The sequence below is a fragment of the Kitasatospora sp. NPDC001660 genome (assembly GCF_053596725.1).
Genome location: NZ_JBSFGU010000009.1, coordinates 127223 through 143372 on the forward strand (window position 1 = coordinate 127223; position 16150 = coordinate 143372).

Sequence of the window (16150 nt, forward strand, 5' to 3'; positions counted from 1 at the left end):
GAATGAGGTTAGATGCCTCAGGCGAGTCTCGTGGGTCCGGTGGGACGGCAGCAAAAAACCGGGGACGGCGGTTGCCGTCCCCGGTCGGGGCCGCTGGGCCCGGTGTTCCGGGCCGGTCGGTCAGAGCTTCCGGTCCGAACTCCGGTCGGAGCTCGGCGTCGGTCGTGTCTCAGCTCTGGTTGTAGAAGCCGGTGTCGTCGAGCGGGCGGTCGATCACCATGACCTCGACGTCGGCCGGGGTCAGCAGGAAGACCCGGCGGGCGATCCGTTCGATGCCGCCCTGGGTGCCGAAGATCAGCCCGGAGGCGAAGTCGACCATCCGCTTGGCCTCGGCCTCCTCCATCTCGGTGAGGTCCATGACCACCGGGGTGCTGGCCCGGATGTGCTCGCCGACGGTGCGGGCGGCCTCGAAGCCGGTCGGCCGCAGCGAGACGATCTTGGCCGGCGACGGCATGGCCGGCACGGTGTCCCGTTCGCTCCACTCGTCGTCGTACACGGCGGCCGGGTAGTTGCCCGTGGGCATCAGCCACCCGTTGTGGTGCTCGTCGCGAAGTGCTCCCATTGCCGCGCCTCCCTGCCTCGTCCCGGCCGCTCCCCCGGGTGCGCGTGTCGTTTTTGACACGTCATCCACTCGTCGGAACCGTCCGAGTATCGCACTGTTCGCCGGTCCCGTGCCCGCTCGCGCTCTCCGTACGAGTCGTGCCGTGCCGGAAACCCGGGCGGACCCGGGCAACATCATCGACGCGGGGGGCTGGCGTACGGTTGCGCGCGTAGACCTTATCGGTCGCGGCCGCTGAGCAATTGACCTTCTGTCAACAATGCGGAAACGATTTCACTCGCCGGTGCTGCCGTCCACCAGTTCGCGCAGAAAATCCGCGTGCCCGTTGTGCCGCGCGTACTCCTCGATCATGTGGACGAGGATCCAGCGGAGCGTCACGTCCTCGCCGCGGCGCTGCCGTTTGCCGACCGTGTCGAGCGGCAGGCCGACGCACGCGCGGCGGGCGGCGTCGATCTCGGCGTGCCAGGTGGCGAAGTCGGCCGCGACGTCGGCGGTGCCGACGTGGTCGAAGTCGCCGTCCGGATCCTCCTCGGTCCAGTAGTGGCCGGCGGTGATCTCCGCGCCGAGCAGGACGCCCTGGAACCAGTACTGCTCGACCTCGGCCATGTGCCGCACGAGACCGAGCAGCGAGAGCGCGGACGGCGGGACGGAGCGCGTGCGCAGCTGGTCGTCGGTGAGGCCCTCGCACTTGAGGGCGAGGGTGCTGCGGTGGTAGTCGAGCCAGGCCGTCAGCATCGCGGTCTCGTCGGCGGACATGGGCGGGTCGGCCCGCGGGGTGAGGTTCGTCATGGCCGACATGGTGGTGCCGGGCGGGGGTGGATCGCGAGCGAATTCCCGAGTGGTGCCGTCGAGCGACCCGCTCAGGCAGCGGCGGCGCGGCGGCGGGCGACGGCGGCCCGCCAGAGCGAGACCAGGGTCACCAGGCCGAACGCCGCGATCACGCCCGCCGAGAGCAGGAAGGACGCCGAGCCGGGTTCGCGCGCGCTGGCCGCGGCCGTCACGTACACGGCGGTCGTCGGCACCACGCCGATGGCGGTGGCCAGGACGTACGGCACGAAGCGCGTGCCGGAGAAGGCCGCGCCGTAGTTCCCGGCCTGGAACGGCAGGCCGGGCAGCAGGCGCAGCAGCAGCACGCTGCGGAAGCTCTGCTCGGTGAAGCGGCGGTCCAGGGCGGTCAGCATCTTCCCGCGCAGGAAGGGGCGCAGCGCGTCCCGCCCGAGGGCCCGGCCGAGGCCGAACGCCGCCGCCGCGCCGAGAGTGGTGCCGAGGACGGCGAGCAGGGTGCCCTGCTGGATGCCGAGCAGCAGCCCGGCGGCGGCGTTGAGGGCCGGGCGGGGCAGGAACGCGAGCGTGCCGAGGGCGTACACCGTGACGAACGCGGGTGCGAGCCAGTACCCGGGCACCCCGGCGGGCAGCCCTCCGCGCAGGAACGCCGTCGGGCTCCACAGCAGCAGCGACCCGGCGGCGGCGCCGAGGATCAGGACGAACAGCGCGAACCGCCACCACGGCGAACGCGGTGCGGGCTCGGGCGGTGCGGGGGCTGCTTCGGGTGCGGGCACCGCCCGAGCCTAACCGGACTAGCTGTACGGGTCCTTTGCGGGGTTGTAGTGCCAGAACTGGTTGGTCCCGGAGTGGAAGCTCCACTGGATCACCGGGGTGCCGTTCGCGATCGCGCCGCCGGCGACGTCGAGGACGAGTCGGCTGTAGCCGTTGATGATGCGGCGGGGGGTGCCGGCGTGGCTGACGGGCGGGTCCGTCCAGGCCTGGTTGGCGCCGCCGTTGCAGGTCCACTGGCTCGCCCGGGTGCCGGGGGTGGTGCTGAAGGCGGCGATCTCCAGGCACTTGCCGCTGTGCAGGTTGATCCAGCCCTTGGCCGTCTGGGTCCACTTCTGGTTGTCGCCGCCGGTGCAGGTCCAGATCCGGACCGGGGCGCCGTTGTCGGTGCGCCAGTCGGCGACCTCCAGGCACAGGTCGGACGGCCCCGGGTACCCCCCGGTGCGGATCTCCGCGGGCCCGAAGTCGGCGGTCGTCGTGGCGGTGGCGGCCCCGGCGGACGGTGCGGCGAGCACCGATCCGGTAGCGAGGGCGAGGACGGCGGTGGCCGTCGCGAGTCTTGTGCGATGCGTCATGAGGTCGCTTTCCGTGTGTGGGTTCAGTGCGGCCCGGCGAGGAAGCCGAGCAGACGGTGCCAGGCGTCCCGGGCCGCGTCGGAGTGTTCGACCGCGCCGAGTTCGAAAAAGTTGTGCGGTGCCCGCGGGTATGTGACGAATTCGTGTGGGCACCCGGCGGCGGTGAGGGCGGCGTCGAGGCCCTCCGGGGTCAGGGCGAGCAGGTGCGGGAGGAGGTTCGGGAACTCGCCGAATTCCGCCGGGTGGCCGTCCGGGTCGGAGCCGGCGGTGCGGCCGTAGTAGTCGAGGACGAGCCCGGATGTCCCTGTTCGGCGAGCCGGGCGGCGGTGTGCGGTAGAAGCCGGAAAGGCCCTTGTTGTCCGGCAGCAGCAGGACGGCGGGTCCGGTGGCGAATTCCGGGCGGGCCGGGAACGCGGCGAACTCGGTGCCGTCCGCCGAGGTCGGGGTGAGCGGCGCGACCTCGGCCAGGGCCCGGAGGGCCGGCGTGAAGGCGGGTGGGGCGGCGTCGGCGTCGTAGCACACGGGGAATTTCCCTTCACGGTCGCGAAACTGCCGGGCGCGGGGTGCGCCCGGCAGTCGGTGATATCAGCGAAGAATTTCCCGAATTTTTCCCGTCATGGCGTAGTGAGATTGTTTTCGGAAGAATTTGTCGGTGACATTGTGGTTGCATTTTCCGGCGCGTCGTCTGCGGAATTCCGTTCGCCCCGGCGCAGCGCGGCGGCGCTCGGCACGAGGGCGAAGGCGAGCGCGGTGACGAGGGCGAAGGAGACGGTCAGCGAGGTGGCCTGGGCGAGCCCGCCGACGACGGCCGGGGCGATCAGGCCCGAGGTGTACGTGACGGTGGCGACGCCCGCGATGGCCTGGCTGGGGTTGGGGCCGCTGCGCCCGGCCGCCGCGAACGCCAGCGGGACGATGACCGCGATGCCGACGCCGATCAGCGCGAAGCCCGGGATCGCCAGCGCCGGCTCGTCGGCCAGCACCACGAGCACGCCGCCCGCGGTCGCGGTCGCGCCGCCGAGGCGGGTCGCCCGGACGGCGCCGAGGCGGCGGATCGCCGCGTCCCCGGCCAGCCGGCTGAGCGCCATGGTGAGCGCGAACGCGGTGTAGGACGCGGCGGCGACGGTGGCCGACGCGCCGGTGACGTCCCGCAGGTAGACGCCGCTCCAGTCCATCGAGGCGCCCTCGGCGAACACGGCGCAGAACCCGACCAGCCCGATCGCCAGCGAACTGCGCGGCGGCAGCGCGAACCGCGGCGGCGCCTGCGCCTCCTCCGGCGCCCGCAGGTCGGGCAGGCCCCGGCAGACCGGCTGCGCGAGGGCGAGCAGCGCCAGGGCGGTGGCGGCCAGCTGGAGCCGGGCGTCGAGGTCGAGGTGGGCGGCGAGGATGCCGAAGCCGGAGGCCAGCAGCCCGCCCGCGCTCCACATCCCGTGCAGGCCGGACATGATCGAGCGGCCGACGCGCTCCTCGATCTCCACGCCCTGCGCGTTCATCGCGACGTCCGACATTCCGGACGTCGCACCGTAGGCGAGCAGGGCCAGGCACAGGACGGGCGGCGACGGCGCGAGTGCCGGCAGGGCCAGCGCCAGGCACCAGAGCGAGAGGAGCCCGCGCACCGCGGCCCGTCCGCCGTGGCGGTGGACGAACCGGCCGGCCAGCGGCATGGCGAAGAACGAGCCGATGGCCGGCATCACCAGGGCGAGCCCGAGCTGGCCGGGGGAGAGGTCGAGGCGGTGCTGGATCCACGGGATCCGGCTCACGAAGCTGCCCGTGACGGCGCCGTGCACGGCGAACACCAGCGCGATGCTCGCCCTGGCCCGCCGGGGCGCGGGCAGCGGGTCCAGTGGTGCGGTCGTGGTCATGTGGGGTTCCCTCCCGGTCGCACGCGGCGGATCGGTCGTCCGGCGACGGGCGATAAATTATCAGGAAGGGACCCTGATAGAAACACTCTGGAAGGATGAGCGTCCATGACCACCGCGCGTACGGCCACGCCGAGCACCGCCCGGGCGATCAACGACCGGTTGGCGCTCAACCTGCTGCTCGAACAGGGCCCCCTCACGGCCACCGAGCTGCGCGACCTCACCGGCCTCTCCCGGCCCACCGTCGCCGACCTGCTGGACCGCCTCCAGCGCACCGGTCTGGTCGCCGTCGTCGGCGAGCGCGGCGAGCAGCGCCGCGGCCCCAACGCCCGGCTCTACGCGCTGGTCGCCTCGCGCGCCCACCTCGCCGCGTTCGACGTCCGCTCCGGCGGCGTCAGCCTCGTCGTCGCCGACCTGTCCGGCCGCGTCCTCGCCGCCGCCGAGGTGCCGGTCGAGGACGGCGGCGCCCCCGACACCGCCGACCGGATCGTCCGCACCCTGCTCGACCTCGCGCGCGGGGTCGGCGTCGAGCGGCTGCACACCGTCGCCGTCGGCGCGCCCGGCCTGGTCGACCCGGCCACCGGACGCCTCCAGAGCACCGGGGCGCTGCCCGCCTGGCACGGCGAACTCCTCGCCGCCCTGAGACAGTTGCCCGGCACCGAGGTGATCCTGGAGAACGAGGTCAACCTGGCCGGCCGGGCCGAGTACCGGGTCGGCGCCGCCCGCGACCGGGACACCTTCGTGCTGATGTGGCTCGGCCACAGCGTCGGCGCGGCCGTCATCCTGGACGGGCGGCTGCACCGCGGCCACTCCGGCGGCACGGGCGAGATCTGCTTCCTGCCGGTCCCCGGAACCGCCGGCCTGCCCAGCGCCGCCAGCTGCGAGGGCGGCTTCCACGGACTGGTCGGAAGCGCCGCGGTCTGCGAGCTCGCCCGCGGCCACGGCCTGCCCGCCGACCCGGCCGACGACGCGGCGGCCGCCGAGGCCGCCGTCCGTGCGGCGCTCGACACGCTGGACGGCCCGGGCAGGGCGTTCCTGGACGAGCTGGCCGAGCGGATCGCGCTCGGCGCGGCCGGCGTCTGCGTCGTCCTCGACCCGGGCTGCCTCGTCCTCGGCGGCGAGGTCGGCCGGGCCGGCGGCGCCGAACTCGCCAAGCGGGTCGAACACCGGCTCGCCGAGCTGTCCCCGCTGCGCACCGAGGTGCGGGCCGGGACGGCGGGGGGCGGCGCGGTGCTGGCCGGCGCCGTCCTCACGGCCGGGGACGCGGCCCGGCGGGACCTCTTCGGCGAGCCCTGACGCCGCCACCGCCGTGCCGCCGGACCCGCGCCGCTTCGCGGGCCGGGTCCCCGGTACGGCAGGATGACGGCGACGGCGCCCCGCGCGCCCGACCGTTCCCGAACCACCATCAGGAGTCGCACATGGGCCAGCCCGACGTGCCGGTCAACCCGTACCGCATCGGCGAGGCCGCGGCGCTGCTCGGCGTCAGCGCCGACACCATGCGGCGCTGGGTGGACGCCGGGCGGGTCGCCGCCGAGCGGGACGAGCACGGCCACCGGATCATCCCCGGCGCCGAACTGGCCGCCTTCGCCCGCGAGTTGGCCCGGCCGGAGAACGCCGAGGCGGAGGGCCGGCCGTCCTCCGCCCGCAACCGCTTCCCCGGGATCGTCACCGGCGTCGTGCTCGGCGACGTGGCCGCCCAGGTGGAGGTGCAGGCCGGGCCGTTCCGGGTGGTGTCGCTGATCAGCCGGGAGTCGGCGGAGGAACTGAACCTGGTACCCGGAGCGCCCGCCACGGCCGTCATCAAGTCGACCAACGTGATGATCGAACGCCGCTGAACCGTTTGCCGCAGAGCCGCAGTACGACTCGAATCGAACGAGAGGCCCCGCCCGGGATGTCCCACCCGCACCTGCCGCCCGCCGACCGCACGCCCGCCGACCACCGGCCGGTCCTCGCCGTCGCCCACCGCGGCGACCCGTACCGCTTCCGCGAGAACACCCTCCCCTCCGTCGAGTCCGCGCTCGCCCGCGGCGCCGACGCCGTCGAGGTGGACGTCCAGCTCACCCGGGACAAGGTGCCCGTCCTCCTCCACGACCGCACCCTGGAACGCCTCTGGGGCGACCCCAGGGACATCGGGCGCGTCACCGTCGAGCAGCTCGACGAGCTGCGCCAAGGCGCCCTCGCGGTGCCGACGCTCGCCGAGGCGATCAAGGCCGTCGCCGCCGCGCCCGAGGGCCGCCGGCTGCTCGTCGACCTCGACGAGCCCGGGCCGGCCGCCGCCACCTGGTCCGTCGTCACCGGCCTCGGCGCCGAACGGCTCGTCGCCTTCTGCGGCCCCGCCACCGCGATGCTCGCCGTGCGCGCCATCGCCCCCGACGCCGAGCTCGCACTCACCTGGAAGCAGCCCCGGCTGCCCGTCCGCGCCCTGCTCGACGACCTGCGCCCGCGCTACCTCAACCCTCCGTTCGGCCTGGTCACCCCCGAGTTCACCGCCGCCGCGCGGGACGCCGGACTGGCCGTCTCCACCTGGACCGCCGACCTGCGCCGCACCATGCGCCGACTGCGCGACGCGGGCGTCGACTCGATCACCACCAACCGGATCGACGTCCTGCGCTCGGTGCTGGACGGCCGCCGGTGACGGTCCTCGGACGCGGAGTGCTCGGCCGCGCGCTGCTGGCCCGACAGCACCTGCTCGACCGCACCGGCCCGGCGCCCGCCGCGATGGTCCACCACCTCGGCGGGCTCCAGGCCCAGGCCGCTCCGCAGCCGCCCTACCTCGGGCTCCTCTCGCGGATCGACGGCTTCGCGACCGAGCAGCTCACCGCGCTGATCGAGGACCGTGCGGTGGTGCGGATCGCGCTCCAGCGCGGCACGATCCACCTCGTCACCGCCGACGACTGCCTGACGCTGCGCCCGCTCCTGCAGCCGGTGCTCGACCAGGCCCTGCGCGCCACCTACGGCAAGCGGCTGGCCGGAGTGGACCTCGCCGCGCTCGGCGCCGAGGCCAGGGACCTGGTCGAGGAGCGGCCGCGCACCTTCCAGGAGCTCGGCCGGCTGCTCGCCGCCACCCGCCCGGACCGCGACCCGGCCGCGCTCGCCCAGGCCGCCCGCTGCGTGCTGCCGCTCGTCCAGGTGCCGCCGCGCGGGGTCTGGGGCCGGAGCGGCGCCGCCGCCCACACCACCGCGGAGGCCTGGCTCGGGCGCCCGCTCGACCCCGCGCCCTCGCTCGACCGCCTCGCCCTGCGCTACCTCGCCGCCTTCGGCCCCGCCACCGCCGCCGACCTGCAGAAGTGGTGCGGGCTGAGCCGGCTCGGGCCGGTGCTCAAGCGGCTCGCGCCGCAGCTGTGGACCGCCCGGGACGAGCAGGGCCGCGTGCTTTACGACCTGCCCGACGCGCCCCGGCCGGACCCGGCCACGCCGGCGCCCGTCCGCCTGCTCGCGCCCTTCGACAACCTGCTGCTCTCCCACGCCGACCGCACCCGGGTGCTGCCCGAGGAACACCGGGGCCGGGTCATGACGCAGAACGGGCTCGTGCACCCCACCCTCCTGGTGGACGGCGCGGTCGCCGGGACGTGGCAGCTGATGACGGACCGGCAGGACGTCGTCGTCCGCCCGTTCGCGCCGCTTCGCCGTGCCGACCGGCTGGCCGCGGAGGCCGAGGCCGAGCGGGTGGTGGCCTTCGCGGGCGGCGCCGGGTCCGTCCGCTTCGAGGAGACCGAGTAGCGGATGGCGGGCACAAAACGGGCGAATTTCCTGACCGTCTGATGGGATGGGTCGGTTCGCGCCCATGTGACGATCCGGAGGTCCCGTGTCCGTGGAGCCCCCGTCCGGCGGTGCGCCGGACCGCCGCAGGCCGTACCTGATGCTGCCGCCGCCGGTGCGGCGGGCGGCGGCGTGGGCGGCAGCGGTCATCCTGCTGATCGCCGTCGCCTCGCTGGTGGTCTTCGCGCTGGTCGAGCTGCGGGCGGCCACCGTGCCGTTCGTGCTGGCGCTGCTCGGGGCCTCGCTGCTGTACCCGGCCGTGCCGTGGATGGTCCGGCACGGCGTCGGGCGCAGCCTGGCGGCCGGGCTGACCTGCGTCGTGCTGGTCGCCGCCGTGGGCGGGGTGATCGCGCTGCTGGTCAACTCGCTGGTGCACAGCGCTCCGCAGATCGCGTCGTCGCTCGAACATGCCGGACAGCGGATCGCGGACTGGCTCGGGCCGTTCGGCGAGAAGATCCGGCACGCGCTCAACAACGCGAAGGGCGAGACGAATTCGTTCGTGTCCACCCTCACCAGCGGGGTGCTCTCCGGGCTCGGGCTGCTCACCCAGCTGCTCACCGGCGGAGTGCTGGCGCTGGCCCTGGTGTTCTTCTTCCTCCGCGACGGCCACCGCACCGGTGACGCGATCCGCTCCTACCTGCCGGGGCGGGGCGGCGAGACCCTGATCGCCTGTGCGGAGCGGGCGTTCGACGCGATGGCGGGCTTCATGCGCGGCACGACGCTGATCGCGCTGATCGACGCGGGCTTCATCACGATCGGCCTGGTGGCCCTGGGGGTGCCCGGGGCGCCGGGGCTGGGTGCGCTGGTGTTCATGGGCGCCTACATCCCGTTCGTCGGGGCGTTCCTGTCCGGGACGGTGGCGGTGCTGGTCGCGCTCGCGGACGGTGGGCTCGGGACGGCGGTGTGGGCGCTCGGGGTGGTGCTCGCGGTGCAGATGATCGAGGGCAACATCCTCCAACCCGTCATCCAGAGCCGGACGGTGGAGCTGCACCCGGCCACCATCATGGTCGCGGTGGTGGCCGGCTCCGGGGTCGCCGGCATCCTCGGCGCGCTGCTCGCCGTCCCGCTCTGCGCGGCGGGCGCGGGCGTCGTCTCCGTCCTGCGCGGCGTTCCCGGCCCACGTGCGGCCCGTCGCGAGGGGGTCGGGGACGCCGCGCAGCAGTAGGCGGTGGGCCGTCCGGTGCGCAGGACGTGCTCGGCGGCACGGAGGAAGGCGGCGGTGCGGAAGGCGGTGTCGAGGTCATCCACCCCACCGTGTACCAACCGCGCATGCGGCGGCCGAACGTTCAAGGCTGACGGCGCAGCAGGTCCTCCAGGTCGGCGAGCAGGCCGAGGGCGGCGGTGCGGTCCGGGGCGGGCACCGGGGCCGGGGCGCGTTCGGTGAGCACGCGCAGGGCGGCGGCGGCCTGGCGGGCGAACAGGGCGAGGAGGTCCAGCTCGGGCAGGCTCGCGCGGGCCTGCGGGGCCGGGTCGAGCACCTCCAGGACGCCGAGCACCCGGCTGCCGTGCGTGAGCGGGGCCGCCATCAGCGCGTTCGGGACGTAGGCGGTGGACTCGGCGAAGGCCCGGTCGAAGGTCCGGTCGGCGGCCAGGTCGTCGACCACCATCGGCTCGCCGGAGGCGGCCACCCAGCCCGCGATCCCCGCGCCGGCCGGGAAGCGGCGGCCCACCAGGGACTCCTCGCCGCGGCCGGAGACGGCCTGGAACACCAGCTCGCCGGCCGCCTCGTCGAGCAGGCAGACCGAGCCGGCCTCGGCGCCGAAGATCGCGCGGGCCACGTCCACCACGGACTGCAGCAGCTCGCGGGCGAGCGGGTCGACGGCGGGGTCAGTGCTGAGTGTCATCGGGCGCCTCCGTGGTGGGGGTGGACGGGACGGGCCGGACGTTGGCCGCGGTGAGGTAGAGCGCGTTCTTCAGCTGGAAGGTGGTCAGCCGCGGGTGCCGGGACAGCAGCCGGGCGCACAGCCCGGCGACGTACGGGGTGGCGAAGCTGTTGCCGGTGGTGCGGATGGTCGCGCCGCCGAGCCACGGCACCCGGACGTTCTGGCCGGGGGCGAAGAACTCGACCGGCGGCGCCGGGTTGTACAGGTGCCGGGCCGGCTCGTCCTCCTGGTGGCTGCCGACCGAGATGACCGAGGAGAACCGCCAGGGGAAGCTCTCCACGGGGGTGTTGTGGGCTGAGGCGACGATCGCGGTGCGGGCGAAGTAGGCGTCGTCGGCGAGGGAGTGCAGCTCCTCCAGGAAGCGGGTCCGGGTGGTGGAGAGGCTGAGGTTGATGACGTCGAAGCCCTGTTCGACGGCCCAGCGCAGGCCGGTGAGCAGCATGTCGCCGGTGCCGGTGAAGCGTTCGCCGAGCACGCGGACGCTGTAGAGCTCGCAGTCCGGGGCGGTGCGGCGGATGATGCCGGCGCACGCGGTGCCGTGGCCGCAGGTGTCCCCGGTGCGGTCGGGGCGGACGGCGAGCTCGCGGGTGGCCGGGTCCCTGACGACCATCCAGGAGCCGTTCAGCGGGCCGACCAGGGGGTGGTCGGGCTCGACACCGGAGTCGACGACGCACACGCGCACGCCCTTGCCGGTGCCGCCGTACCCGTCGGGACCGGACTCGGCCTCGGTGGCGGCGGGGGTGCCCGGGTCGGCGAGGACCGGGAGGTCGGCGGCGCCCCGGCCGCGCAGGCTCCAGGTGAGGCCCGCGGCGCTCACCGCGCACCGCCGAGGCGCTCGGCCCGCCGGACGCCCGGCTGGTGGCCCTTGGCGGCGAAACGGTCCCGCGCGGTGGCCGCGGCGACGGCGGCCTCGGCGGGCCGGTCGAGCAGCAGCAGGGCGTGGGCGCGGTCGAGTGCGGTGTCGGCCTGGAGGAGCGGGGAGTCGGTGGTCTCGGCGGCGCGGACGGCGGCCGCGGTCAGGTCGAGCGCGGGGCCGCGTTCGCCGCGGATGGCGGCGAGCCGGCCGCGCAGCGCGTCCCGCTCGATCGCGAGGACGGGCGGCAGCGGGACCGTGTCGTCGAGGCCGTCGAGGTGGCGGGCGGCCGGCACCGGGCGCTCGGTGTCCAGGAGGAGGCGCGCGGTGTCGAGCGCCAGGCGCGGCAGTGCGCCGGGAGTGCCGAGGCGGCGGGCCGCCTCGGCGGCATCGGCGAGCAGGTCGAGGGCCTGGGCGCGCTGGCCGGTGGCCGCGGCGGCCCGGGCCGTCAGGGCGGGCAGCGAGACCGTCGCGTCGGCCAGCGAGAGCTCGCCCGCCAGGCCGTTGGCCTCGGCCAGCAGGAGCTCGGCCTCGCCGGGCCGGTCGCGCATGGCCAGCAGGACGGCGAGCGGGCCGCCCAGCGCGACCCGGACGCTCCGGCGGCCGGTGCCGTGCTCGAAGAGCAGGGCGCGCAGCCGGAAGACGCCGTTCGGGGCGGGCTCCGGGCCGGCCAGCAGGGCGGCCGCCAGGGCGCCGAGGACGGCGGCGCGGTCCAGCTCGGCGCCGGTGCGGGAGACGTGGCCGAGGGCCTCGTCGAGCAGCTGCTCGGCGGAGCCGGCCCGGCCGGCCAGCAGGCGCTCCTCGGCGAGCCGCAGCAGGGCGCGGGCTTGGCCGAGGTGGTCGCCCGCCTCGGTGAAGGCGGGCAGGACGGCGCGGGCGGTGGCGGCCGGCTGGTCCGGGCCGGACGGCAGGCCGCGGGCGGCCAGGGTGAGTCGGGCGTGGGCGGCGTCCAGCGGATCGGCGGCGCAGTCGCGGACCTGGGCCAGGACGGGCAGCGCCTCGTCGGCGCGGCCGGTGGCGAGGCGGGCCTCGCCGAGGCGGCGCAGCACCGGGCCCGCGGTGCGCTCGTTCGGGTAGTGCAGCCGGACGGAGCGCTCCAGCAGGTCGGTGGCGGCGGCGAGGTCGGCCCGGTCGAGGGCGCGGGCGCCCGCGGCGCCGAGCGTGGCGGCGGCCCGGGTGCGCAGGGTGTCGGTGCGGGCGTCGAGCAGGCCGAGTTCGAGCCGGAAGCGGTGGGCGCACTCCAGGTGGCCGCCGACGGCGGCGTCGCCCGCGGCGCGGACGCCGGGCAGGTCGGCGGCGCGCTCGTGGCGCTCGGCGCGGGCCCGCTTGGACATCGACTGGTAGACCGACTCCTGGACGAGGCCGCTGCCGAAGCGGTAGCCGCCGTCGGCCGGTTCGACCAGGCGGCGCTCGGCGAGGCGGGCGAGTGCGGCGTGCAGCCGGGGCGGGGTGTCCTCGCCGTCGGCGGGCAGGCCGGGCAGGCCGTCGATCGGGCCGGTGAAGACGTCGTCCTCGGGGTCGGCGAAGGCGTCCTGGTCGGCGCCGCCGCGGGCGAGTTCGGCGAGTTCGGCGGCGGTGAAGGCGCGGCCGAGGACGGCGCCGAGGTCCAGTGTGGTGCGCTCGTCGCGGTCCAGGTCGGCGATCTGGGCGCTGAGCAGAGCCCGCCCGGTGGGCGGGAGTTCGTCGGTGAGGGCGGGGCCCTCGGCCTCGGTGAGGGCGGCCAGCAGCTCCTCCAGGTGCAGCGGGTTGCCCTCGGCGCGTTCCAGCAGCCGGGTGGGGACGGTGTCCTGGTGGGCGGTGAGCTCGGTCAACTGGGCGGCCAGCAGCGCGGATTCGTCCCAGGACAGGCCGCCGAGCGCCAGGTCGGGCAACTCGGGCCGGGAGGCCGGGAGTTCGGGGCGGGCCAGGCAGAGCAGCAGGACCGGCGCCGGGCCGAGCGCGGCGACGAGCCGTTCGGCGGCGTCCAGCAGGGCCGGGCCGGCCCACTGGCAGTCGTCCAGGACGAGCACGGCCGGGCGCTCGACGGTGCGGCCGCGCAGGATCGCGGCGAGGCGGGCGCAGGCCTGCTCGGTGCCGAGCCCGGCGGCGGTGGCGTCGTCCAGCCGGGCGAGCGACTCGGCGGGCGCGTCGGCCCCCGGCTCGTCCAGCAGGGCGCGGACCGCCTCCGCGAGCGGGGCCAGCGTGCTCCGCTCGCCGTAGCTGCGGCAGCGGCCGGTGCCGCAGCGGGCGGTGCGCTGGCCCGTCCGCTCCACCCACTCGCGCACCAGGCGGGTCTTGCCGATCCCGGCCTCGCCGTGCACCACCAGCAGCTCGGCGCCCTCGCCGCCGGCCACCCGGGCCAACGCCGAGTCGAGACGGGCGAGTTCGCGGGTGCGGCCGACCAGTGGGACGTCGAAGCGGCGCAGCAGTTCCGGGTCGTCCTCGTCCAGACCGACCAGGCGGTAGGCGGTGACCGGCTCGGCCCTGCCCTTGAGCCGGAGCGGGCCGACCTCGTGCACCTGGGCGGCCGGGCCGGCCGCGCGCAGCGTCTGCGGGCCGATCAGCACCTGCCCGGGAGCGGCCCGGGTCTGCAGCCGGGCGGCGATGTTGACGGTCTCCCCGGAGATCAGCGCCTGGCGCGCGGAGGCGTCCGAACCGGCCACCACCTGGCCGGTGTTGACGCCGATCCGGACGTCCAGGCGGACGCCGAGGGTGGCGTCCAGCTCGGTGTTGAGGTCCGCCAGGTCCTCCAGCATGGCGAGCGCGGCGGCCAGCGCCCGGTGGGCGTCGTCCTCGCGGATCACCGGGACGCCGAAGACGGCCATCACCGCGTCGCCGATGAACTTCTCCACGGTGCCGCCGTGCGCCTCGATCTGGCGGTGCATCTGGTCGAAGTAGCGCAGGATCACCTCGCGCAGCGTCTCCGGGTCGAGGGCGCCGGAGAGGGCGGTGGAGTCGACCAGGTCGCAGAAGACCACCGTGACCAGCTTGCGCTCCTCACCGGCCAGGTCGAGGGCGGCGGCCCGCGGGGTGCCGCAGGAGGGGCAGAACTGGTCGTTGGTGGTGGCGAGTTGGGCGCAGAGTGGGCAGGGCATGGTGGCAGTCCTTCGCTGGTCCGTCGCTGGTCCTCGTCGGTCCGTCGCGACTGGTTTCGCGGCCGGCCGGCCGGTCGGCCGCCCGCGGTGCGGGGCCGGGCCGGGTGCGGGAACGGGTGCACGCTCAGGCTTTCGGGCGGGGCTTCGGGCCCGGTTCGGGGGCGCCTTGCGGGCGGTATGGCCGCAGGTGGGAAGGGGCACGGGTGGTGCGGCGGGCGTGCGCGAGGGGCCGCAGGGGCCGGCGGCGGGGCGCCGGGCTGCGGCCATACCGGTCGCATGCCGCTTCCCAGGCAGGCCCCAGGTGCGGGTGCCTACCGTCGGTGGCACGGCGGTGAACCGGCCGCCGGACAAGGTACTCGTTCCGAGAGAGGGGATCGGCCATGGCCGAGAACATCGAGCCGGTTGTCGGCGAGGACGGCTGGGACGGCGCCAAGGGTGCCGACTGGTCCGAGGGCGCCGACTGGGCCGGCGGCGCCGAGGTCGAGGCGCACGGAGAGGACGGTTGGGGCGGTGCCCGGGGCGCTGATCGGGCCGAGGGCGTCGACGGCGCGGACGGGGCCGAGGGCGCCGAGGTCGAGGCGCACGCCGCCAACGTCCTGGACCTCCAGGCGATGAAGATGCTGCACGAGGCCTCCGACGGGTCCTGCTTCAGCCTGATCAGCTACGTGCACGGCGCCGAGACCTCCGCCTGACCGCGCGGAGCCCGGCGGCGCCCGAGGCGGGGGCGGGCGCACCACCGCCCCCGGCCGGGCCGGGAACCCGAACCACCGCGCCCCGGAGGACGGCCATGGAGCCCACGTCACTCGCCGGCAACCGCGACTTCCGGCTACTCTGGATCGGCGGCCTGCTGGCCTCGCTCGGCGCCCAACTCGCCTCGATCGCACTGCCGTTGCTCGTGCTGCGGGAGACCGGCTCGGCCGCGCGGGCGGGCGCGATCGGCACCGTGTCCATCGGCGCGCTGCTGCTGAGCATGCTGCCCGGCGGCGTGCTCGCCGACCGGATCGAGCGGCGCCGGCTGATGCGGCTGTGCGACGTCGGCAGCCTGCTCGCCGTCACCGCCCTGGTGCTCGCCGTCCTGCGCGGGCACACCCCGCTGTCGCTGGTGCTGCTCGTCGCCGCCGCCGGGGCGCTCATCTCCAGCACGTACGGGCCCGCCGCCGGCGGTCTGTTGCGCGCGGTCGTCCCGCCCGAGCAGGCCCGCGCCGCCTCCTCCCGGATGCAGGCGCGCGGGGCCGCCGCCCGGCTGGTCGGGCCGCTCGTCGGCGGCGCGCTGTTCGCCTGGCACCCGGTGCTGCCGTTCGTCGCGGAGGGTGTCGGGCTGCTGCTGTCGACCGTCTGCGTGGCGCTCATGCGGACCAGGTCCCGCCCGGAGGCGAAGGCCGGATCACCCTTCAGCCGGGGCGAGTTGACCGTCGGGCTCGTCTTCATCTGGCGCCGGCCGTACCTGCGCACGCTGCTGCTCGTCTTCGGGCTGGGGATGAACTTCGCGTTCAGCGCGCTGATGTTCACCACGCTCGCCGTCGCCTCCGACGGTGGCCGCTCGGGCCTCGGCGGCGGCACGGTGGTCTCGTTCACCGCGGCCGGGTCCTTCGCCGGGGCGCTGCTCGCCCCGCGGCTGGACGGGCGGGCACGGGACGGCAGCCTGGTCGCGGTCAGCTGCTGGGCCGCCGCGCTGACCGCCGGGGTGCTGGTCGTCACGCGGGCGCCGGCGCTGATCGGCCTGCTCTGCGCGGCCTGCATGTGCCTGTCCACCGTCGCCAGCATCGGCTTCGTCTCCGGCATGCTGCTCGCCGCGCCGCGGGACCGGATCGGCCGGGTGCAGAGTGCGGCCGGCTTCCTCTCCACCCTCGTCCAGCCCTTCGGCCCGCCGGCCGGCGGCGCCCTGCTCGGCGCGCTCGGCGGCACCCGCGCCTTCGCGGTGCTGGCGCTCGCCATCGCGCTCTGCGCGGCCGTGGTGACCTGGGCGCCGCCGGTACGCCGCGGGCCGGAACCCGGGGCCTGTCCTCGAACTCCCGCCTGACGTATCCGACGAAGGAG

General features: G+C 75.6%; 15 protein-coding genes. 7 read left to right on the forward strand and 8 right to left on the reverse strand.

What is annotated here, in order from left to right:
- Positions 1–169: 169 nt before the first annotated feature.
- The 5 genes from ACWCXH_RS12955 to ACWCXH_RS12975 all read right to left on the reverse strand — a co-directional run bounded on the left by ACWCXH_RS12955 (position 170) and on the right by ACWCXH_RS12975 (position 4547).
- Positions 170–562: a cell division protein SepF gene (locus ACWCXH_RS12955; RefSeq protein ID WP_449801462.1), complete on the reverse strand. Its 393-nt coding sequence runs from the start codon at positions 560–562 to the stop codon at positions 170–172.
- A 270-nt stretch (positions 563–832) separates the two neighbouring features.
- The gene (locus ACWCXH_RS12960) at positions 833–1348 is read right to left on the reverse strand and encodes a DinB family protein (RefSeq protein WP_449801463.1); all 516 of its coding nucleotides are present in this window, start codon (positions 1346–1348) and stop codon (positions 833–835) included.
- A gap of 71 nt (positions 1349–1419) precedes the next feature.
- Positions 1420–2118, reverse strand: coding sequence for a TVP38/TMEM64 family protein (locus ACWCXH_RS12965; protein WP_449801464.1), 699 nt, complete (start codon positions 2116–2118; stop codon positions 1420–1422).
- Between the two features lie 18 nt (positions 2119–2136).
- Entirely contained in the window at positions 2137–2688 is a 552-nt protein-coding gene (locus tag ACWCXH_RS12970) for an RICIN domain-containing protein (protein WP_449801465.1), read from the reverse strand.
- Between the two features lie 614 nt (positions 2689–3302).
- On the reverse strand, positions 3303–4547 hold the full coding sequence (locus tag ACWCXH_RS12975; protein WP_449801466.1) for an MFS transporter: 1245 nt from the start codon (positions 4545–4547) through the stop codon (positions 3303–3305).
- Between the two features lie 105 nt (positions 4548–4652).
- Here ACWCXH_RS12975 and ACWCXH_RS12980 point away from each other — a divergent pair, with 105 nt between their 5' ends.
- The 5 genes from ACWCXH_RS12980 to ACWCXH_RS13000 all read left to right on the forward strand — a co-directional run bounded on the left by ACWCXH_RS12980 (position 4653) and on the right by ACWCXH_RS13000 (position 9468).
- Positions 4653–5840 carry an ROK family transcriptional regulator gene (locus ACWCXH_RS12980; protein ID WP_449801467.1) on the forward strand — a complete coding sequence of 396 codons (1188 nt, stop codon included), beginning with the start codon at positions 4653–4655 and terminating at the stop codon, positions 5838–5840.
- Between the two features lie 122 nt (positions 5841–5962).
- The gene (locus tag ACWCXH_RS12985) at positions 5963–6379 is read left to right on the forward strand and encodes a TOBE domain-containing protein (protein WP_449801468.1); all 417 of its coding nucleotides are present in this window, start codon (positions 5963–5965) and stop codon (positions 6377–6379) included.
- Positions 6380–6435: 56 nt separating this feature from the next.
- Complete coding sequence (locus ACWCXH_RS12990) at positions 6436–7179, forward strand: glycerophosphodiester phosphodiesterase (RefSeq protein WP_449801469.1); 744 nt, start codon at positions 6436–6438, stop codon at positions 7177–7179.
- The gene (locus ACWCXH_RS12995; protein WP_449801470.1) at positions 7176–8264 is read left to right on the forward strand and encodes a winged helix DNA-binding domain-containing protein; all 1089 of its coding nucleotides are present in this window, start codon (positions 7176–7178) and stop codon (positions 8262–8264) included. Before ACWCXH_RS12990 ends, ACWCXH_RS12995 begins: the two co-directional genes overlap by 4 nt.
- An 85-nt stretch (positions 8265–8349) precedes the next feature.
- Positions 8350–9468, forward strand: a complete 1119-nt coding sequence (locus ACWCXH_RS13000) for an AI-2E family transporter (protein ID WP_449801471.1) — start codon at positions 8350–8352, stop codon at positions 9466–9468.
- Positions 9469–9589: 121 nt separating this feature from the next.
- On the opposite strand, the gene ACWCXH_RS13005 is transcribed toward ACWCXH_RS13000, so the two are convergent.
- The 3 genes from ACWCXH_RS13005 to ACWCXH_RS13015 are packed head-to-tail and all read right to left on the reverse strand — an operon-like array spanning position 9590 to position 14113.
- Positions 9590–10147 (reverse strand): GAF domain-containing protein, encoded by a 558-nt coding sequence (locus tag ACWCXH_RS13005; RefSeq protein ID WP_449801472.1) that lies wholly within the window; start codon positions 10145–10147, stop codon positions 9590–9592.
- Complete coding sequence (locus ACWCXH_RS13010) at positions 10131–11003, reverse strand: S8 family peptidase (protein ID WP_449801473.1); 873 nt, start codon at positions 11001–11003, stop codon at positions 10131–10133. The genes ACWCXH_RS13005 and ACWCXH_RS13010 overlap by 17 nt, the downstream gene beginning before the upstream one ends.
- Positions 11000–14113, reverse strand: coding sequence for an adenylate/guanylate cyclase domain-containing protein (locus ACWCXH_RS13015; RefSeq protein WP_449801474.1), 3114 nt, complete (start codon positions 14111–14113; stop codon positions 11000–11002). Before ACWCXH_RS13015 ends, ACWCXH_RS13010 begins: the two co-directional genes overlap by 4 nt.
- Before the next feature lie 380 nt (positions 14114–14493).
- Here ACWCXH_RS13015 and ACWCXH_RS13020 point away from each other — a divergent pair, with 380 nt between their 5' ends.
- Both ACWCXH_RS13020 and ACWCXH_RS13025 read left to right on the forward strand, forming a co-directional pair.
- On the forward strand, positions 14494–14805 hold the full coding sequence (locus ACWCXH_RS13020; protein WP_449801475.1) for a hypothetical protein: 312 nt from the start codon (positions 14494–14496) through the stop codon (positions 14803–14805).
- Positions 14806–14900: 95 nt separating this feature from the next.
- On the forward strand, positions 14901–16133 hold the full coding sequence (locus ACWCXH_RS13025; protein ID WP_449801476.1) for an MFS transporter: 1233 nt from the start codon (positions 14901–14903) through the stop codon (positions 16131–16133).
- Positions 16134–16150 lie beyond the last annotated feature (17 nt).